The organism is Bradyrhizobium sp. (genome assembly GCF_016219575.1).
Lineage (GTDB): Bacteria > Pseudomonadota > Alphaproteobacteria > Rhizobiales > Xanthobacteraceae > Bradyrhizobium.
Genome location: NZ_JACRMG010000013.1, coordinates 186,280 through 205,742, shown reverse-complemented (window position 1 = coordinate 205,742; position 19,463 = coordinate 186,280). Strand labels below are relative to the sequence as shown.

Annotated in this window: 16 protein-coding genes; 9 read left to right on the top strand and 7 right to left on the bottom strand. The window is 65.6% G+C overall.

Annotated elements, in window-relative coordinates; all coding sequences use genetic code 11:
* Positions 1 to 402 precede the first annotated feature (402 nt).
* Positions 403 to 1,035: an HAD-IA family hydrolase gene (locus HZB49_RS13660; RefSeq protein WP_291612149.1), complete on the bottom strand. Its 633-nt coding sequence runs from the start codon at positions 1,033 to 1,035 to the stop codon at positions 403 to 405.
* 84 nt (positions 1,036 to 1,119) lie between these two features.
* Here HZB49_RS13660 and HZB49_RS13655 point away from each other — a divergent pair, with 84 nt between their 5' ends.
* Together HZB49_RS13655 and HZB49_RS13650 are read left to right on the top strand one after the other, a co-directional pair.
* On the top strand, positions 1,120 to 1,905 hold the full coding sequence (locus tag HZB49_RS13655) for a trypsin-like serine protease (protein ID WP_291612146.1): 786 nt from the start codon (positions 1,120 to 1,122) through the stop codon (positions 1,903 to 1,905).
* 104 nt (positions 1,906 to 2,009) lie between these two features.
* Positions 2,010 to 3,515, top strand: coding sequence for an NAD(P)/FAD-dependent oxidoreductase (locus HZB49_RS13650; RefSeq protein WP_291612144.1), 1,506 nt, complete (start codon positions 2,010 to 2,012; stop codon positions 3,513 to 3,515).
* On the opposite strand, the gene HZB49_RS13645 is transcribed toward HZB49_RS13650, so the two are convergent.
* Together HZB49_RS13645 and HZB49_RS13640 are read right to left on the bottom strand one after the other, a co-directional pair.
* Positions 3,506 to 4,078 (bottom strand): class GN sortase, encoded by a 573-nt coding sequence (locus HZB49_RS13645; protein ID WP_291612142.1) that lies wholly within the window; start codon positions 4,076 to 4,078, stop codon positions 3,506 to 3,508. The genes HZB49_RS13650 and HZB49_RS13645 overlap by 10 nt on opposite strands.
* A 103-nt stretch (positions 4,079 to 4,181) precedes the next feature.
* A complete protein-coding gene (locus HZB49_RS13640; protein WP_291612140.1) occupies positions 4,182 to 6,449 on the bottom strand; it encodes a marine proteobacterial sortase target protein in 2,268 nt (755 codons plus the stop codon).
* Between the two features lie 189 nt (positions 6,450 to 6,638).
* Here HZB49_RS13640 and HZB49_RS13635 point away from each other — a divergent pair, with 189 nt between their 5' ends.
* Positions 6,639 to 7,400, top strand: a complete 762-nt coding sequence (locus HZB49_RS13635) for a helix-turn-helix transcriptional regulator (RefSeq protein ID WP_291612138.1) — start codon at positions 6,639 to 6,641, stop codon at positions 7,398 to 7,400.
* Positions 7,401 to 7,504: 104 nt separating this feature from the next.
* On the opposite strand, the gene HZB49_RS13630 is transcribed toward HZB49_RS13635, so the two are convergent.
* Positions 7,505 to 9,055 carry a long-chain fatty acid--CoA ligase gene (locus HZB49_RS13630; RefSeq protein WP_291612136.1) on the bottom strand — a complete coding sequence of 517 codons (1,551 nt, stop codon included), beginning with the start codon at positions 9,053 to 9,055 and terminating at the stop codon, positions 7,505 to 7,507.
* A 178-nt stretch (positions 9,056 to 9,233) separates the two neighbouring features.
* Here HZB49_RS13630 and HZB49_RS13625 point away from each other — a divergent pair, with 178 nt between their 5' ends.
* The 4 genes from HZB49_RS13625 (at position 9,234) to HZB49_RS13610 (ending at position 13,300) form a co-directional block, all read left to right on the top strand.
* Positions 9,234 to 10,388 (top strand): acyl-CoA dehydrogenase family protein, encoded by a 1,155-nt coding sequence (locus HZB49_RS13625; protein ID WP_291612134.1) that lies wholly within the window; start codon positions 9,234 to 9,236, stop codon positions 10,386 to 10,388.
* Positions 10,389 to 10,529: 141 nt separating this feature from the next.
* The gene (locus HZB49_RS13620; RefSeq protein ID WP_291612132.1) at positions 10,530 to 11,696 is read left to right on the top strand and encodes an acyl-CoA dehydrogenase family protein; all 1,167 of its coding nucleotides are present in this window, start codon (positions 10,530 to 10,532) and stop codon (positions 11,694 to 11,696) included.
* On the top strand, positions 11,696 to 12,352 hold the full coding sequence (locus HZB49_RS13615; RefSeq protein ID WP_291612130.1) for a glutathione S-transferase family protein: 657 nt from the start codon (positions 11,696 to 11,698) through the stop codon (positions 12,350 to 12,352). Before HZB49_RS13620 ends, HZB49_RS13615 begins: the two co-directional genes overlap by 1 nt.
* 138 nt (positions 12,353 to 12,490) lie before the next feature.
* Positions 12,491 to 13,300, top strand: a complete 810-nt coding sequence (locus HZB49_RS13610) for an AraC family transcriptional regulator (protein WP_291612128.1) — start codon at positions 12,491 to 12,493, stop codon at positions 13,298 to 13,300.
* On the opposite strand, the gene HZB49_RS13605 is transcribed toward HZB49_RS13610, so the two are convergent.
* Positions 13,297 to 13,908: a TetR/AcrR family transcriptional regulator gene (locus HZB49_RS13605; protein WP_291612126.1), complete on the bottom strand. Its 612-nt coding sequence runs from the start codon at positions 13,906 to 13,908 to the stop codon at positions 13,297 to 13,299. The genes HZB49_RS13610 and HZB49_RS13605 overlap by 4 nt on opposite strands.
* Positions 13,909 to 13,994: 86 nt before the next feature.
* On the opposite strand from HZB49_RS13605, the gene HZB49_RS13600 reads away from it, so the two are divergent.
* Positions 13,995 to 14,951, top strand: a complete 957-nt coding sequence (locus HZB49_RS13600) for a 2-dehydropantoate 2-reductase N-terminal domain-containing protein (protein ID WP_291612124.1) — start codon at positions 13,995 to 13,997, stop codon at positions 14,949 to 14,951.
* A 32-nt stretch (positions 14,952 to 14,983) separates the two neighbouring features.
* On the opposite strand, the gene HZB49_RS13595 is transcribed toward HZB49_RS13600, so the two are convergent.
* On the bottom strand, positions 14,984 to 17,518 hold the full coding sequence (locus HZB49_RS13595; protein ID WP_291612122.1) for a cation-translocating P-type ATPase: 2,535 nt from the start codon (positions 17,516 to 17,518) through the stop codon (positions 14,984 to 14,986).
* Positions 17,519 to 17,528: 10 nt separating this feature from the next.
* Positions 17,529 to 18,368, bottom strand: a complete 840-nt coding sequence (locus tag HZB49_RS13590; RefSeq protein ID WP_291612120.1) for a universal stress protein — start codon at positions 18,366 to 18,368, stop codon at positions 17,529 to 17,531.
* A gap of 223 nt (positions 18,369 to 18,591) precedes the next feature.
* On the opposite strand from HZB49_RS13590, the gene HZB49_RS13585 reads away from it, so the two are divergent.
* Entirely contained in the window at positions 18,592 to 19,458 is an 867-nt protein-coding gene (locus HZB49_RS13585) for a 3-keto-5-aminohexanoate cleavage protein (RefSeq protein ID WP_291612118.1), read from the top strand.
* Positions 19,459 to 19,463 lie beyond the last annotated feature (5 nt).

Below are 19,463 nucleotides of genomic sequence, written 5' to 3'. Positions count from 1 at the left end.
GGCCTGGCAACGGTGACAATAAAGGCCGCTCACCGGGGAGAGCACGAAGTAAGCCGCCAAACCATTGCGCGGGGAAAGCCGGGATGTCCTGGCTGTACCTGTCAAACCCGTGTGCATCTCTTGTAGCACTCTTCGCACACGGTGATGTGGGTGCCGCCGGCACCCGGCTTTCCCTGCGCCCTCTTCGTGGAAGAGGGCCAACGAGATGGCAAAGCTCAGGCGGAATCGCGCCGTGAGAATGAGAGCGCATGTCTCCACGTTCTTGACTTGTAGGGTGGGTTAGCCGAGTCACGCGCGCCAATCTACAACCGGGCAAAGGTGGAAGGCGTAACCCACCGACCTCGCGCGTGAATGGTGGGTTACGCTTCGGCTAACCCACCCTACGGCAGTTCCATCGCCCACCTACCGCAACGCCAGCCCCGTCGCGGCCTCGAGTTCGCCGATCGCCTGCGCGGCGTTTTGCACCTTGATGGTCGTCATGCCCATCTCGCGAGCCGGCTTCAGGTTGACGCCGAGGTCGTCGAGATAGACGCACTTGTTCGGATCGACTTTCAGCGTCCCCACCATCATCCGGTAGATGCGCGGGTCCGGCTTGCGCAGGCCGATCTTGGCGGATTCGATCACATGGTCGAACAACGCCATCACCTCGGCGACGTAGAGCTTGCGGCCGGAGGCGGAGCCTATCGCGTTGTTCGGCAGATTGTTGGTGATGCAGCCGGTCCTGAAAGTTTCCTTGATGCGCTTCAGCGCCGCGACCATCTCTGGCCGCAGGTCGCCCGACAACAGCGGCAGCACGTCCTTGCCGCGCACCTCGGCGCCGAGCGCCAGCGACTCGGCGGCAAACAAGTCATCGAAGGTCTCGATGTCGACCTCGGCGCGCTCGAACTTCGCCCAGGCGTTTTCCAGATGATTGGCGGCGTTGGTGCGGCGGATGATGTCGGCGGGCAGGCCGCGCTCGCGCTCGAACCGCGCAAACGCCTCGAAGGGCGAGGTGGTCAGCACCCCGCCGAAATCCCAGATCACCGCTTCGATCATCTCGTCCTGCCGGTTTCAAAAGTAGCTGGCGAGCGGCTAACATGGAATGCACATGCAAACCAGTCCTAACGAAAGCTTGGCGGCATGAGGGTGAGCCGCTATTTCTGCACGATGAAATACGCAATTCCATCTGGTGCAACCGTGGCGCTGCTGCTGGCTGCACCTGCTCACGCCATTGTCGGCGGCGGCGCGCCGTCCACCGACGGCATCGCGCGCTCCGTCGTCACCATCGTCGGCTCGCGCGGCAATTTCTGCACCGGCAGCCTGATCGCACCGAGGATCGTCCTCACCGCGGCGCATTGCGTGCAGCCGGGCGCGGAATACAGGATCGTCGACAACAGCTCGGGCCAGCCCGCGTTGCAGACCATCCGCAGCGTCGCCATCCATCCCGGCTTCAGGATGGAGGCGATGCTGTCGCACCGCGCTACGGCGGACGTTGCGCTGCTGCAGCTCGAACAACCGGCCAAAGGCAAGGCGCCGGCCACGCTTGGCATGCCAAACATTCCCATTGCCGTCGGCGGCCGTTTCACCATTGCCGGCATCGGTGTCACCGTGCGCGGCGACGGCAAGAGCGGCGGCACCATCCGCGTCGCCGGGCTCATTGCCACAGGCAAGCCCGGCACGCTGCAGATTCGCCTGGTCGATCCCGTCGCCCAGGGCGCGCGCGACGGGCTCGGCGCCTGCACCGGCGATTCCGGCGCGCCCGTCTTCGAGGACAAGCCGGGCGGTGCTGCGATCGTCGGTGTCGTCAGCTGGTCGACCGGTCCAAACGGCAGCGCCGGTTGCGGCGGCATGACCGGCGTTACGCCGCTGACGCTCTACCGCGACTGGCTGCTGCAGACCGCGCGGCAATGGGGAGCAGCGTTGTAAGTTTGCGGCAGCTCAATGCGTGTCGTTGCCTTGTGTGCCCCATGATTGGCCGCTAGAAAAATTTCCAGAGAAACGCTCAACGGTTCAAACAAAGATTAAAACAGATGAACGTCACCGCGCCCTCCCGCACCATCTCCGCCGCGCAGAAAGTCGAACATTTCGACGTGCTGATCGTCGGCGCCGGAATCTCCGGCGTCGGCAGTGCCTATCATTTGACGAAGCAAATGCCGGGCACCTCCTTCGTGATCCTCGAGGAGCAGGAGACCTTCGGCGGCACATGGTGGACGCACAAATATCCGGGCATCCGCTCCGACAGCGACCTGCACACCTTCGGCTACAGCTTCAAGCCCTGGGTCGGCCCGCCGATCGCCACCGCGGAGGAGATCCTCTCCTATATGGGCGAAGTGATCGAGGAGAACGATCTCGCTGGGCATATCCGCTACAACCACCACATCAGCCACGCGAGCTGGTCGAGCGAGACCAATCTCTGGACCGTCGATGCTGTCGACAAGGTGACGGGCGAGGCGCGGCGCTTCACCGCCAACTTCCTCTGGATGTGCCAGGGCTACTATCGCCATTCCCAGGGCTACACGCCGGAATGGAAGGACATGGCCAGGTACAAGGGCCAGATCGTCCATCCGCAGACATGGCCGAAGGATCTCGTCACTGAGGGCAAGAAGATCGTCGTGATCGGCTCCGGCGCCACCGCCGCCACCCTGATCCCGAACATTGCCGGCAAGTGCGAGCATGTCACCATGCTGCAGCGCTCGCCGACCTATTTCCGCACAGGCCGCAACGCGATCGAGATCGCCGAGGAGCTGCGCCGGCTGCAGATCAAGGAGGAGTGGATCCACGAGATCGTGCGCCGGAAGATCCTGTTCGAGCAGGACTGGTTCACCAAGCGCTGCTTCAGCGATCCGGAAGCGGTGAAGAAGGACTTGATCGGCGCCGTTCGCGCGGTGCTGCCCGAAGGCTTCGACGTCGACCAGCATTTCACACCGAGCTATCTGCCGTGGCGGCAGCGAATTGCGTTTGTGCCGGACGCCGACCTGTTCGAGGCGGTGAAGAGCGGCAAGGCTTCCGTAGTCACCGATCACATCGACCGCTTCACCGAAAAAGGCATCCTGCTCAAGTCGGGCCAGGAGCTGGAGGCGGATATCATCGTTACCGCCACTGGTTTCCACCTTAGTGCGCTCGGCGACGTCGCCTTCGAGATCGACGGCAAGCCGCTCGACTTTGCCGAAACCGTCACCTACCGCGGCATGATGTTTACGGGCGTACCGAATATGGTTTGGGCATTCGGATACTTCCGTGCCAGTTGGACGCTACGCACCGACCTGTCGGCGGAATTTGTCTGTCGCCTGCTTGCCCATATGAAGAAGAAGGGCGTCAAAAGGGTGGTGCCGGCCTTGCGCAAGCAGGACGACAACATGCCCCTGCATTCGTGGATCGACCCGGAAGATTTCAATCCCGGCTATATGTTGCGCGGCTCGCATCTGTGGCCCAAGCGTGGCGACAAGCCGGAGTGGCGGCACACCCAGGACTACTGGGCCGAGAAGGACGAAATTCCGGCGATCGATCTCGAGGATTCCGCCTTCGTCTACGGCTGAGCCGGCCCGATCAGGGTGGCGTGCAGCAGATAGCGGTCAGGCCCGCCCGTGACTGCATCGAGCGGCCAGCAGGTCGACAGCACGAGCTCGTAGCCGTCGGCCGATGGGTCGACGGCGAATTGATCGAAGCGCACCACCGATTGTGCGTCCGCACGATAACGAAAAATCTTGCCGTCGCGCCGCGTCACATCGATCTCGTCGCCGATCCTCACCAGCTTGAGGAAGCGGAAGTGCGTATCGCGATGCGCGGAGTAGACGGTAACGCCGCGCTCGCCGGCGTTGGCGGTGAGCTCGACATGGCCGGGGCCGAAGGCGAGCGCCTGGCCGCTCGATCCCGCCAGCACGATCGCGCCGGCGCCGATCCGCTTCACCTCGATCCGCGCCACCGGCCAGGTATCGGCCCACGGCCACGGCTTTGTGTCGCGCCCGCTCACGATCGTCTCGGCGAATGCCCGCTCCAGCAGCACCTGCGCCAGCAGCGCCTTGGCGTGGATATACGCGCCCTGCCCGAACAGGACGAGGCCGGCGAGTACGAGAAGGACGGGGAGGATGAGGCGGCGCATGGTCATCGTCCTTCCGTCCGGAAAACCTCGCGCGCGCGGCCCCGGGCGGAGGGAGGTCGCGCGCGCCGGGAGGAGGCTGGGGAAAACCTTCTCCTCATCCGCGTCAGAGGGGGGACGGCTGACGGCGGGTGATCAGGAACAACACCAGGCCGATGCCGAGCAGAATGCCGCCCGCGATCATTTTGATCTCGGCGTCGGTCGCGGTCTTCGGCAGCATCACGGCGGCAGGCGCAGCCGTGGCGACCGGCGACGGCCGCTTCAGCGTGGCATGCTGGACCTTCGCATCGTCCGCGCGCCGCTCCGTCGGGGCCGTCAATTGCCGGCGTTCGCCAAACACCTTTTCGAACTCCCAGCCCGCCGGCAGGTTGAGCGGCAGCTCGGCGAGCTTCAGCGTCTCGCCGTCGGGACGGCTCGGCGTCCTGTCGACCGCAATCAGGCTGGTCAGCCGCGTGACGAGCTGATGCTCCAGCGCCAGCGCAAGGACCGCCTTGTCGGCTTCCTCCGGCGTCGACTGCCGCATGGTGCGCGACACCTCGGCATCCGCGATCTTGCGGGAGGCCCACAGCTTCGACAGGCCCTTGCCCTCGGCTGCGTTGGCAAGCGGCAGCGTCACCGACCACGGCCGGTCGCCGATGCGGCCCTTGATCTCGACGGAGCCCGAAAGCCTGTCGAGCTTGGTCGCCAGCACCAGCGGCTCGCCGCGATAGACGTCGGGCAGGACCTGAGGCGTCATGTCGGCCTTCGCGTCGGAGAATTTCGCCGACAGCCCGGTCACCGCGGGATTCTCCAGCTTGGCAAACAGCCCGCGCATCCGCTCCTCGACCTGATCGGTCGAGCCAATGTGGGTGAAGGCGCCGCGGCCGAGTTCGGCGGCGCGCGTCATCAGGAACGTATTGGGCGCCGACCCGATGCCGACCATGAAGATCCGCGAGCGGCCGCGCAGCGCCGAAATGGTCTCGAACATCTGCTGCTCATTGCCGATCGCGCCGTCGGTCAGGAACACCACCTGGCGCACGTAGGAAGTGTCCTCGCGATTGCCGTCGCTGAGTGCGGCCCGCATTGCCGGCAGCATCTCGGTGCCGCCTTCGGCCTGCAGCGCGCTGACATAGGACGTGGCGCGTCCGATATGTGCAGCGTCTGCCGGCACCGGCGCGGGGAACAGCACCGTCATGGTGTTGTCGAAGCGGATCACGTTGAAGCGGTCGCCCGGCTGCAGCCGGCCGAGCGCGTAGAGCAAACTCGCCTTGGCCTGCACGATCGAGGTGCCGCCCATCGAGCCGGAATTGTCGATCACGAAGATGACCTCGCGGGGCATCGGCTTTTTTGTGGCGTTGTCGACCGGGGGCGGGGTGACAAAGGCGAGCAGATAATCGGTATCGCCGACATGCTCGCGGAACAGCCCGACCGACGGCGCCTTTTCCGCGGCCGGCGTCCAGGTCAGCTCGAAATCGCGATCCGCCGGCACCACGCCTTCGGCAAGCCGGATGATCTGCGAGGAGTCATCGACCTTTTCGGTCCTCACGGGATGATGATGACTCTTCACCTCGCCGAGCGCAAAGCCGGCCTGCAGGCGCACGGTGATCGCGGTCGGATTCACCGGCGCGTGTTCGGCGGGATCGAGCACCGGCGGGGTGATGCGGTCGCGGTCCGGCACGGGATCGGTCGCGGTGGCACCCCAGCCGCCGCCGTTCGGCTTGAACTCGACGCTCTGCACGATCGGCGCCGGATTGTAGCGCGGCGCCACCACCATGGGCACCCGCACGGAGAAAATGTTGCCGCTCTGGTGCACCGGCTCCTGATATTCGATCTGCACCAGCACGGTCTCGCCGGGTCCGATATTGGCAACCGAGTTGGTGAAGATGTTCGGCCGCTCCTGTTCGGTCAGCGCGGCCTTGTGCCCGCTCGCCTTGGCCTGTTCATAGATGATGCGGGCCTGCTGCCGCTCCTTGATCTCGCCGACCACGACGCGGTCGCCGACCACCATCTTCAGCGTATCGACCGCGCCGCCCGGCGGGAGCGGATAGACGTAGACCGCTTCCACCCAGTCCCTGGTCGGATTCCGGAAAAGCTGGGTGACGCGGGCGCGGATGGTCGGACCCGACACGGTGAGGTCGATGTCGATGCCGAGCCGGATGGCCTCGGCGTAGCCGTCCTCGCGCTTGAGCAGCAGCGCGCCGGACTTGGCGTCGCCCGGCCGCGTCAGCGCCGCCGACGGCAGGTTTGCCGACCAGGCGGGGTGGAAATCCAAAAACAGCGCGGCAAATCCGATCAGGACGACCGCGGCGCCTTCGCTCAGCAGGAACAGCAGGAATTTGGCGGCGCGCCACAGGCTGGGCCTGGCGGCAGCGTCGAGTTCATCAAGGGCGGTCATGAGGAGAAAGCTCCGGGAGAGGTGACATCCACCGTTGCCATCCTTCGGGAATGCGCACCGCCTCGCGAGCATAATGATCGGCATTGTTCAGCCGCCGCCGGACATCGTCAGGCGCAGCCGTACGGGCCGTTACAGTTTTGTGCCGAAATGTGCGTCTGCTAGGATGGGATGGAATCGAAGGGAGCAAGGATGCCGTCGCCGGACAAGCAGCTTTCCGCCGTGCAAAGCCGGCAGGTGGCCGAAAAGGTTCGAGAAGAGCTCGCCCGCCGCCGCATCTCGCGGCAGGCTCTGGCCGAGCAGGCCAAGCTCAGCCTTTCGACGCTGGAAAAGGTGCTGGGCGGCCGCAGGCCGTTCACGCTTGCGACCACCGTGCGGCTGGAGCAGGCGCTCGGAGTTTCCTTGCGCAAGGCCAGCGAGCCCGCGCCGCCGGCGGCCGCGAACGGCGAGGTTTCGCCCGACGGTCTCGGCGCCTATTCCCATCGTGCGGTGGCCTGGCTCGAGGGCACCTACATCACGGTGCGGCCGTCGTTCGGCGACAAGGAGGCGATCTATGCCTATCGCACCGACATTGCCTGGGATGCGCCGTCATCGTCGCTGGTGTTTCGCGAGGGCGAACGGCTGGACGCCGCCTATACGCAATATGGCGAGGTGGCGGTGCCGAACCAGTCCGGCCACATCTATCTCGTCACCAACCGCCACGGCCAGCACCGCCTGATCACGGTGTCGCGCCCGACCATTCTGGGCGAGATGTATGGCATCATCACCACGCTGCTCGCCGGCCGCGGCTCGCTCTTGACGCCGATCGCGGCGCCCATTGCCTTCCTGCCGGTCAAGCTGATCGCGAAGCCGACGCTCGGCCGGGTGACGAAGGAAGATCCGAACTACGCGACCTATCGCGAGCACCTGCGCAAGACCGTCGACGAACCGTTCGCGCTGTTTTTGCAGGGATAGGCAGCCTCACCACCGTCATTGCGAGCGAAGCGAAGCAATCCAGCTTCCAGCGCACGGCGAGATGGATTGCTTCGTCGCTTGCGCTCCTCGCAATGACGGTGTGGCTACGACGCCGCCGCGCTCGCATCCGTCGGCTTCTCGACGCTGAACTGCTTGCGCAGCGTCGGCTTGTGGATCTTGCCCGTGGCATTGCGCGGCAGCGCATCGACGAACTCGACCAGCCGCGGGCACTTGAACTTGGCGAGATTGGCGGCGCAATGCGCGTGGATTTCGGCCGGCGTCAGCGCGTGCCCCGGCTTCACAGCGACGATGGCCATGCCGACCTCGCCCCACTGCTCGCTGGGGATACCGATGATGGCAGCCTCCGCCACGGCGGCGAGTTGATGCAGCACGCTCTCGACCTCGGCCGGATACACATTCTCGCCTCCGGAAATGTACATGTCCTTCCAGCGGTCGACGATGTAGTAGAAGCCATCCTCGTCGATGCGCGTGGCGTCGCCGGTGTGCAGCCAGTCGTCGGTGAAGGAGGACTGGTTAGCGTCGGGCCGGTTCCAGTAGCCGGGCGTGACGTTCGGCCCCTTGACCCAGAGCTCGCCGAGTTCGCCCACGGCTGCATCGCTGCCGTCGGGCCGCACGATGCGCACTTCCGTGTGCAGCACCGGCTTGCCGGAGGAGCCGGCCTTGCGCGCCGCGTCCTCCTTGTCGAGCACCATCACCGCAGGCGAGGTCTCGGTCATGCCGTAGCCCTGCTGCAACGCGACGCCGCGCGCTTCCCACACTTTCAGCAGCGGCACCGGCATCGGCGCGCCGCCGACGCCGCCGATCACGAGCCGGCTGAAATCCGAGCCGGCAAAGGCCGGATGCTGCGCCATGAACTGGTAGATCGAGGGCACGCCGAAGAATACGTTGATGTCCTGTGCGGGATCGCTGATCAGTCTCAAGGCCTCGCCGGGTTCGAAGGCGCGCATGATCAGCACCGTGCCGCCGGCATGCAGCACCGGATTGGTGTAGCAATTGAGTCCGCCGGTGTGGAACAGCGGCAACACCGTGAGCAGCACCGAGGCCGGGGAGATATAGGCGGGACCGCCGAGATTGACGCAGTTCCAGAACGTCATGCCATGGGTGATGATCGCACCCTTCGGCAGGCCGGTCGTGCCCGAGGTGTACATGATGGTCGAGATGTCATCGAGCGTGACGATCTCGGCCCTGTCGATCGGCTTTGCCGCCGCGATACCGGCTTCGTACGAGGCGCCGGGGCCGAATTTGAGAACGGAAGCCACGTTGCACAGCTTGCTGACGGTCAGCGCGGTTTCGGCGAGGTCGGCGTCGTGGATCATCACTTTCGGCGCGGCATCGCCGACGATGAACTGCAGCTCCGGCACGGTGAGACGGTTGTTGAGCGGCAGGAAGATCGCGCCAAGCCGGAAGCAGGCGAACTGCACCTCCATCGTGTCCGTCGTGTTCAGCGCCAGCACGGCAACGCGGTCGCCGCGCTTGACCTTCAGCGCATCGCGCAGATGTCCGGCCAGAAGCGAGACACGCCGGTCGAGCTCGCCATAGGAGAAGCGGCGGCCGCTGGCGAGATCGACCAGCGCGGTCTTGCCCGGATTGCGGCGCCCGTAATGGGCGATCCAGTCATAGTAACGGACGGACATGGCACCCTCCCAAGGCCCGGCGGTCTGCTGCCGCTTCGCATTTGCGGCTATTCTATATCATTCATCGGAGCTACCGTGATCGAATACTTGCGTCCATTGGCTTGCAGGAAGGCCAGCGACTCAACGCAAGTGAACCGCCGCCAAATCAAGGCAACGTGGAGACCTTCTGGAGGACACCATGCTGGAGCGCGCACGGCCGCAGAGCCCGTTCTACACGCAGGAGCATGAAGCGTTCCGCGACGTGATGCGCCGCTTCGTCGCCCGCGAGATCGAGCCCTATGCCAGCGAATGGGACGAGGCTGGCGAATTTCCGCGCTCGCTCTATGTGAAGGCGGCCGAAATCGGGCTGCTCGGGCTGGGCTTCCCGGAAGAGTATGGCGGCGTGCCTGCCGACCAGTTCATGAAGATCGTGGCATCGCAGGAGCTGGCGCGCGCGGGCGCCGGCGGTGTTTCCGCCAGTCTGAATAGCCACACCATTGGTTCGCCGCCGATCGCGCGCGCCGCGCGGCCGGAGGTGAAGGCCCGCGTGCTGCCGCAGATCCTGTCGGGCCAGAAGATTTCCGCGCTTGCCATCACCGAGCCGAGCGGCGGTTCCGATGTGGCGAACCTGCGCACCAAGGCGCGGCGCGACGGCGACCACTATGTCGTCAGCGGCGAGAAGACTTTCATCACGTCGGGCATGCGCGCCGATTATCTGACGGTTGCCGTGCGCACCGGCGGCGAGGGTGCAAGCGGCGTCAGCCTGCTGCTCATCCCCGGCGATACGCCCGGCCTTTCCCGCACCAAGCTGAAGAAAATGGGCTGGTGGGCCTCCGACACCGCCACGCTGCATTTCGACGAATGCCGCGTGCCGGCCGAGAACCTGATCGGCGAGGAGGGCCACGGCTTCAAGATCATCATGCAGAATTTCAATAGCGAGCGCATGGGCATGGCGGCGGGCTGTACGGCCTATGCGCGCGTTTGCGTGGATGAGGCGATCGCCTACGCCAGGGAGCGCAAGACTTTCGGCAAGCCGATCGCGCAGCACCAGGTGATCCGCCACAAGATCGTCGACATGGCGCAGCGCGTCGCGGCCAGCCAGTCGATGCTGGAATTGCTGGCGTGGCGGTTGGGGCAGGGCGAGAATCCCGTCGCCGAGATCTGCATGATGAAGAACCAGTCCACCCAGACCATGGCGTTCTGCGCCTCGGAAGCGGTGCAGATCTTCGGCGGCGCCGGCTTCATGCGCGGCGTCAAGGTCGAGCGCATCTACCGCGAGGTCAAGGTCAACGCCATTGGCGGCGGCACCGAGGAAATCATGAAGGATCTCGCCTCGAGGCAGATGGGGTTGTGAAAAAATCTCCCTCCCCTGGGGAGGGGTTTGCCGCATCGGTAGTGCAAGTGAGGACCCCCACCCGGATCGCACGGCGCTGGCCGTGCGATCCGACCTCCCCCTTGCAGGGGGAGGTGAAAGCAAGATCGAGGATACTACGAGATGCTCTACACCGCCGACCACGACGAACCGCGCCGCGCGCTGCAGAAATTCATCGCGGCCGAGATCAACCCGCATGTCGACGAATGGGAAGACAACGACATCTTCCCGGCGCATGAGCTGTTCAAGAAGCTCGGCAATCTCGGCTTCCTCGGCCTCAACAAGCCCACTGAGTTCGGCGGCCAGGGGCTCGATTATTCCTACGCGCTGATGATGGCCGAGGAGCTCGGCGCCATCAAATGCGGCGGCGTGCCGATGGCGATAGGGGTGCAGACCGACATGGCGACGCCGGCGCTGGCGCGGTTCGGCTCCGATCAAGTCCGTCGCGAATTCCTCGCCCCCGCCATTACCGGCGATGCGGTCGCCTGCATCGGCGTCTCCGAGCCGGGCGCCGGTTCCGACGTCGCCTCGATCAAGACGCAGGCGCGCTCCGACGGCGACGACTACGTCATCAACGGCGGCAAGATGTGGATCACCAACGGCACGCAGGCCGACTGGATTTGCCTGCTGGCCAACACCGGCGACGGCCCCGTCCATCGAAACAAGTCGCTGATCTGCGTGCCCATGAAGAGCAGGGGCGTGCAGATCGCGCGCAAGCTCGACAAGCTCGGCATGCGCTCCTCCGACACGGCGCAGATATTCTTCGACAATGTCCGCGTGCCGAAGCGCAACCGCATCGGCGAGGAGGGGGCGGGCTTCACCTACCAGATGATCCAGTTCCAGGAGGAGCGCCTGTGGGGCGCAGCCTCCTGCCTGAAGGCGCTGGAGATCATCATCGACGAGACGATCGAATACACCCGCGGCCGCAAGGCCTTCGGCGGCAGCATCCTCGACAACCAGGTGGTGCACTTCAAGCTCGCGGAAATGCAAACCGAGGTCGAGCTGCTGCGCTCGCTGATCTACCGCGCCGGCGAACAGCTGGTGGCTGGCGAGGACGTCACGAAGCTCGCCAGCATGGCCAAGCTGAAGGCCGGGCGGCTCGGCCGCGAGGTCACCGACGCCTGCCTGCAATATTGGGGTGGCATGGGTTTCATGAACGAGACCCATGTCAGCCGCGCCTATCGCGACTTCCGCCTGACCTCGATCGGCGGCGGCGCCGACGAGGTGATGCTGATGGTATTGTGCAAGATGATGGGTATCCTGCCGGGTCTGAAGAAGGGGAACGGCTGATGATCACGCTCTATCACTGCGACGGCGCCCGCTCGTTCCGCCCGCTCTGGATGCTGGAAGAGATGGGTCTCACCTATGAGTTGAAGATGCTGCCGTTCCCGCCGCGCGTGCTGGCCAAGGAATACCTCGCCATCAATCCGCTCGGCACCATCCCCTTCATGGTCGACGGCGAAACCAGGATGACGGAGTCGTCCGGCATCTGCCACTACCTCGGCACCAAACATGGTCCGACGCCCCTGATCGTCGGGCTCGATGAGCCCGCCTACGGCGCCTTCCTGAACTGGATGTATTTTTCCGACGCCACGCTGACCTTCCCGCAAACGCTGGTGCTCCGCTACAGCCAGCTCGAGCCGGAGGAGCGCCGCAACCCGCAGGTCGCCGGCGATTACGCCAAATGGTTCCTTGGCCGCCTGCGCGCGGTGGAGGCCGCTACCGCCGGTTCCGAATGGTTGTGCGCCGGCCGTTTCACCGCCGCCGACATCGTCAACGGCTATGCGCTGCGACTGGCCGGCAACATCGGGCTGGCCAAGGATTTCGGTCCCAATGTCGCGGCCTATTGGGCGCGGTTGCAGGCGCGCGACGGTTACAAGCGCGCAGTGGCGGCGGAACGCAAGGCCGGCGCCGAGCAGAACGTCGCGCCGCGGATCAGGGCGTGACGGCGGCGTAGCCGCGCCCGTAGTTTACCGTGCTCTGGTATACATCCGAAGGGCCTCATCTCGCCGTGACAGGCCGCAATTTTCCGCTATGGTCGTGACCATCGCAGCGGCCGAAAAAGAGCCGCGAGAGGATGCGCCATGGACGACAAGAGCCAACAATCCGGTCATTTGATGCTGATTACGCCGGAGCGGGTGTTTTACGCCGGGCTGGTGGGCCGGCCGCGCGAGCGCTGCCAGGGCGCCTTCAACGTCTATGTTGCGTTCAAGGGCGGCCTTTGGGTCAATACAACGGATGGCGGCGAGCGCTATGGCGAATTGCTGGTCGTCCCGCCGAACGTCCGGCACACCATCGCAAGCGATCATCGCTCCGCGATCGCCGTCCTGATCGAACCCGAAAGCCTGCGTCCCGGCGCGCTGGATGACATCACCGCGCGCCTGACCGGGCCCGAGCAGGGCATGTTCATTTCGAAGATCCGCTCCGCCTACGAGATATTGCGCAACCGGCGGAACGGCGATGACATCACCAGCGCCATGTTCGACACGATGTGTTTCGGCGAGGCGCTGCCGCGGCGCGCGCTCGACCCGCGCGTGGCGCGCGCGATCGTCCGAATCGGAACATTCTCCGGCGAGCCGGTGACGGCGGCAAGCTGCGCAGCCGAGGCGGGATTATCGTCCTCGCGCTTCCTGCATCTGTTCAAGGAAGAGACGGGGATCGCCTTCCGCTCCTTCCGCGCCTGGAAGCGCGCGCGGCATCTGCTGCACTTCGCCAACCAGGACATCAATCTCGCGCATCTCGCGCAGGACATCGGCTATCCCGATTCCACGCATTTCAGCCATTCGATCCGCCGCTTCTACGGTCTGAAGCCGCGCGCGATCTTCTCCGGCTCGCGGGATCTGGCGATCTATCGCAGCGGGCAGACTGCCGGCAAGGTCGGTTCGGTCAACTAGGCGCGGCTGGTAGCGCCCCGACCGGGAGCGAAAGCGCGCATCACCGTGCCGACGTGATGGACGAGCGCCTGTCGCGTCAACGGGCGGTGCATGACCGCCGCCCGCAAATAGAGCGGTGCGATCGCAAATTCGATCGCCGTCGTCGCGTCCGTGTCCTGGGCCACCTCCTTGCGAACCTTGGCGCGCTCGAAGATGTCCTTCGCCAGGTCCAGGCGCTCTTGCCAGAACCGGTCGCGTGCCCCGGCAATGCCCGGATCGCCCGCGCCTGACAGTGCCAGAAGCGCACGGCCCAGAGGCGAGCGCACGTGGCGGTCGAGCGCGGTCAGGAAAGCGGTGAGGTCGTCGCGGAGCGAACCCGTATCGGGAATGGGAACGTTCAATGCCGAGGTAGCGAGCGCGGCATCGAGCACGAGCGCCTCGGTCGTTCGCCACTGGCGGTAGATCGATGTCGGATGAATGCCGGCGCGCGTTGCGACCTGTCCGATCGACAGGCCGGCAAGACCACCCTCCGTCAACTCCTCCATAGTGGCCTTGTGCACGGCCGCGCGCACCCGCGCGCTGCGGCCGCCCGGCCTGCGGCGCATCTGGCCGTTCGTCGACTTCACCATGACGCTATTAATGCAACTTTCGTTGCTTTACGGCAAGCGCTAATTGCAGTAAAAGTTGCGTTTAGAGAAGGACAAGGAGGTCCCTCATGAAGATACTGATTGTTGGCGCTGGCGTGATCGGGACGCTCTATGGCGGCCGGCTGGCGCTGGCCGGCCACGAGGCCACGGTGCTGGCAAGGGGAGAGCGGCTGGCGCAGATCGCCGCGCACGGGCTGGTCCTCGAAGATGCATTGTCCGGCGATCGGCGGGTGATACCCGTTGCCGTCGTGTCCGCCCTGCCGGCCGCCGTCCGCTTCGATCTTGTGCTGGTGGCAGTGCGGGACCGGCAATTGCCCGGCGCGCTGTCATGGCTCGATGCGCTGCAGGGACGGCCCGAGATTCTGTTCATGCTGAACTGCCCGCTGCGTGTCGCGGAGCTTGTCGCACGCTACGGCATCGACCGGACCATATTCGGCTTTCCCGGTGCCGGCGGCGTTCATGTTGGTGCGAGCACACGATATGCGAATGCACGGCAGCAACCGACCACGTTCGGCCCTGTTGCCGGACAAGGGCAGGAACGGGTGAAGGAGATCGCCCGACTGTTTCGCCAGGCGGGGTTTGCCACGGCCGTCGTCGCAGACATGGATGCCTGGCTGAAGACGCATGCCTTCCTGGTCGTGGCCATCTGCGGGGCGCTCTACGCCAGCGGCGGAAGGTCGGCGCAGCTTGCGGCCGATACACAACGGCTGCTGCTGCTCGCCGATGCCTTGCGCGAAGGCCTGAGCTGTGTCCGCGCGCTCGGCCTCGTCCCGTCGCCACCCAGGCTTCGCCTGATGGCCAAATGGCTGCCGAAGCCGTTGCTCCTGATCGTGCTGCGGCGATTTTTCGCCTCCGATCTTGCCGCCCTTGTGATCGACGGCCATGCCAACGCAGCGTCCGACGATATGCGGGACCTCGCCGCCGATTGCAGAAGGATGATCGCAGAGGCCGGCGTCCCTGCGCCGACCGTCTCAACGCTGTGCCGCGAGGTCGAGCAACGGGCGACGCTGGCCGCCGCGGCGTGACAGCATCGCCGCTCGATCGCGGCGGCGCGAAGTCAAGTTGAGCGCGGCGCCTGGCGGGCCGTCGTCGCGCCCGCCAGCGCATGGCGCAGCGGGTATTTCGAGATTTCCAGCAGCACCAGCGAGACCAGCGCCGCCGCGACCGTGATGGCGAGATCGTCGGCGTGCAGTGGGCCGAAGCGGAACAGGCTTGCCGCCGCCGGCCAGGCAAGGCTCAGCGCCAGCATAGCCGTCACAAAGACAATGATGAGGGCCAGTGTCCTGTTCGGCCGGGTGAAGGCTTCGACCAGCGAGCTTGTAAACGAGCGGTTGACGAAGATCAGGCTGATGATGACGAGCACCAGCGAAAAGAACGTCAGCGCGCGCACCTCGTTCTCCGGCATGCCCCAGGCGTTTGCCGTCACCATTACGCCGCCGGTCAGTACCAGCGCCAGCCCGCCCTGCAGCGCCGACCAAACGATCAGGGCCTTCGGCAACAGCGGCTCGTCCGGCGAGCGCGGCGGCCGCCGCATCACATCGGCTTCCTCCGTCTCGGCCTCGAACACCAGCGAGCAGACGGGGTCGATGATCATCTCGAGAAAGGCGATGTGAACCGGGCCGAACAGCAGCGGCATTCCGGTCAGTAGCGGCAGCAGCGCGAGACCGGCGATCGGAACGTGGACGGCGAGGATGAAGCTCATCGCCTTGCGCAGATTGTCATAGATTCGGCGGCCGAGCCGGATCGCCTTCACAATCGAGCCGAAATCGTCGTCGAGCAGCACGATGGACGAAGCTTCGCGTGCGACGTCGGTGCCGCGTCCGCCCATGGCGATGCCGATATGGGCCGCCTTCAGCGAGGGGGCATCGTTGACGCCGTCGCCGGTCATGGCGACGATCTCGCCATCCTGCTTGAGCGCGGTGACGATCCGCAGCTTCTGGTCCGGCGCGATCCGCGCAAAGGCAGCTGGTCCCCGTGCCGCGCGCGCGAGCTCGTCATCGTCCAGGGTCGCGATCTCCGCGCCGGTCAGGATGCGTTCGTGGTCGAGGCCTGCCTGCGTCGCGATCGCCGAGGCGGTTGCCGGATAATCGCCCGTGATCATGACCACGCGGATGCCGGCGGACCGGCATTCGGTGACCGCGCCCCTTACTTCCGGCCGCAGCGGGTCGGCAAAGCCGACCAGTCCGCAAAAGCGGAAGGTGAAATCGTGCTGCGATTCCGGCAGCCGATCCGGATCGCCGGAGGCGCGGGCCACGCCGAGCACGCGCAGGCCCTCGCGGGCGAGCCTGTCCACGCGCTGGCGCAACTCGGCAAGTTCGCCTGCGCTCATGTGGCACAGCATGCCGATCGTCTCCGGCGCGCCCTTGGCCGCGACCGTGCAAGAGTTGTCGGCCGCGCGCCACGCATTCGACATGGCGAGCAGGTCGGGGCGCAGCCCATAGCTTTGCGCGAGCTGCCGACTTGTGCCCGTGTCCGGGCCAAGCGCGTGCAGCGCCTTTTCCATGGGGTCGAACGGTTGCGGCGCGCAGGCCAGAACGCCGGTCTCGACCAGCGCGGCGACCGCGGGTGAGCGCGCTTCGGAAGGAGGCGGCGCGCATTCCGCCCCATCGGGCAGCATCAGCCGCGCAACGGTCATGCGGTTCAGGGTCAGCGTGCCGGTCTTGTCGGTGCAGAGCACGGTTGCCGCACCCAGCGACTCGATCGCCGAGGCCCGCCGCGTCAGCACGCGGGCCTGCGAAATCCGCCACGCACCCATCGCGAGGAACACGGTGAGGACGACGGGAAATTCTTCCGGAAGCATGGACATGCCGAGCGCGATGCCCGCGAGCACGCCCTCGAGCCAACCGCCGCGGTAGAGCCCGTACAACAGCACCGTCAGCGTGATGACGGCGGCACTGACAAACGCGAACACCGTGACCAGGCGCCGGGTCTGCAGCTGCAGCCGCGGGGTTTCCGTCTCCAGCGAGCGCAGCGATTGCCCGATCTTGCCGATCTCGGTGCGCACTCCGGTCGATGTGGCCTCGGCAATGCCGCTGCCGCGCACCACCAGCGTGCCGGAAAACACGAAGGGCAGGTCGTCGCCGCCGGTATGCGGCGGACCGGCTTCAGCCTCGGGGAGGCTGGCCAGCTTGCGCACCGGGACCGACTCGCCGGTCAGCAGCGACTCGTCGAGCAGGAGATCGTCGCATTGCAGGACGGTGGCATCCGCGGCCACCCGGTCTCCCTCGGAGAGCACGACGATGTCGCCGCGCACGACGTCGCGGCCGGCGATACGGATGCGCTCGCCGTCGCGGATCACCAGCGCGCGCGGGCTGGTCAGGTCACGCAGCGATTCCAGCACGCGCTCGGTTCGCGCCTCCTGCACGATGGTGACTGCGACTGAGAACGACGCGAATACCAGCAGCAGCAGCGCCTCGCCGAGGTCGCCGAGGGCGAAATAGATCGCGCCCCCGGCCAGCAGCAACAGCAGCATCGGCTCGCGCAGCACGTCGAGGATCAGCCGCACAATCGAGCGCCTGCCCGCGAGGGGTAGTTCGTTGAAGCCTTCGGCCTTCAGCCGGGCCAGCGCCTCGGATGCGGTCAGGCCCTGCATTGCCTGGACATCAATGCGACAGCAGCACCGGCAGTGGCGGTCGGTTGACCATGCCGCGGGTGGCGCCGCCCAGCACGAATTCCCGCCAGCGTGAGTGCCCGTAGGCGCCCATCACCAGCAGGTCGCTGTCATGCGCGCGCGTGGCGGCTTCCAGCGCGTCGTGAATGTTGCGGCCGGCGGCATCGACCGTTTCCAGGATCACATCGACGCCGTGGCGGGCGAGATGCTTTGCCAGTTCGGGGCCCGAGCGGCGGGTGTCGATACGCTTCTCGTTGGTCACGGTGACGATGTGAACGCGTTTCGCCTTGGTCAGCAGCGGCAGCGCATCGCCGACCGCGCGCGCCGCCTGACGGCTGAAATCCCAGGCGACCGTGGCCGTATTCAGCGCAAAGGACTTGCGCGGCTCGCGCGGGATCATCAGCACGGGACGCCCGGACTCGAAGATCAGTGCCTCGGCGGTGGGCTGGTCGGCGAATTCATTCGACTCGGCCGGGACGATGGTGAGGTCGCGCAGCCGTGCATATTCGACGAGCAGGCCGGAGTGCTCCGGGGCGTGGCATTTGCCCAGGATCCGTTCCTCGAACACGCCCTTGTTCTCCGCCGCCTTCTGGAAGGCGGCCAGTGCCGCCTCGGCCTGCTCCCGTCCCTTTTTGGCCTCGGCATCGGCTATCGCGGGCACGTTGAAGGCGGGTGCGATGAAGCTGCCCGGTACGGAAATCCGGATCTCGCAGGCGATAGCCGACAGCTTGGCGCCGATTGCGGCGGAAAAATCCGCCGCAAGATCGACGGCAGCCGGGGGTGTGGTGTCGGGGTAGCTCGCCAAGCTCAACAACAGGTCCTTGTAGCTCATTCCGGTCTCCGCAATATCGATTGCCAGGATACATATCCTGACTACCCCCACACAGCTTGACACAAAACAAGGTGCAATGTGCGCTATTGCCGCGCCCTGGCTGTTTCCAGCGAAATTTCCCCATTTCGGCAGCATCTTGCTGCGCCGCACCGCCAGCTTGTGCACGCAAGAGGGGCCGCCGCGAACTAACCATCATGCCCGCACCGCATCTGGAACGAGCATCATGAGCGACAAGGCCGTCATCACCTGCGCGCTGAACGGCGTGCTCACTGACCCAAAACAGCACAATGTGCCGGTCACCCCCGAGCAGATGGGTCGCGAGGCCAGGGCCGCCTTCGATGCCGGGGCCAGCATCATGCACATCCACCTGCGCCAGCAGGGGCCCGGCAAGGGCCACCTGCCGTCCTGGGAAGTCGCGGTCAGCAGGGAAATCCAGCAGGCGATCCGCGAGGCTTGTCCCGGCGTGATCATCAACCATACGACGGGGACTCCGGGACCGCATTATGAGGGGCCGCTCGCCTGCGTGCGCGAGACCAAGCCCGAGATCGCCGCCTGCAACGCCGGCTCGCTGAACTATCTGAAGGTCAAGGCCGACAACAGCTGGGCCTGGCCGCCGATGATGTTCGACAATTCGGTCGCGAAAGTGCAGGACTTCCTGAACGCCATGAAGGACGCGGGCACGATTCCGGAATTCGAATGCTTCGATGTCGGCATCGTCCGCTCGGTCGGCATGTATGTGCAGACCGGCATGTATTCGGGCCCGCTGGAATATAATTTCGTGATGGGGGTTGCCTCCGGCATGCCGGCGGATCCCGACCTGCTGCCGATCCTGCTGAAGCTGAAGCGTCCCGAGGGGCATTGGCAGGTCACTGCCATCGGCCGCGACGAGATCTGGCCGCTGCACCAGCGCTGCGCCGATCTCGGCGGCCATTTGCGGTCCGGGCTCGAAGATACCTTCTATCTCGGCGACGGCACCAAGGTGACCTCCAACGGGCAGCTCGTCGAGGCACTTGTCGCCTGCGCGCGCAAGGCCGGACGCGAGATCGCCTCACCGGCGGAAGCGCGGAAGATTTTCGGGGTGAGGCATTGAGCTAT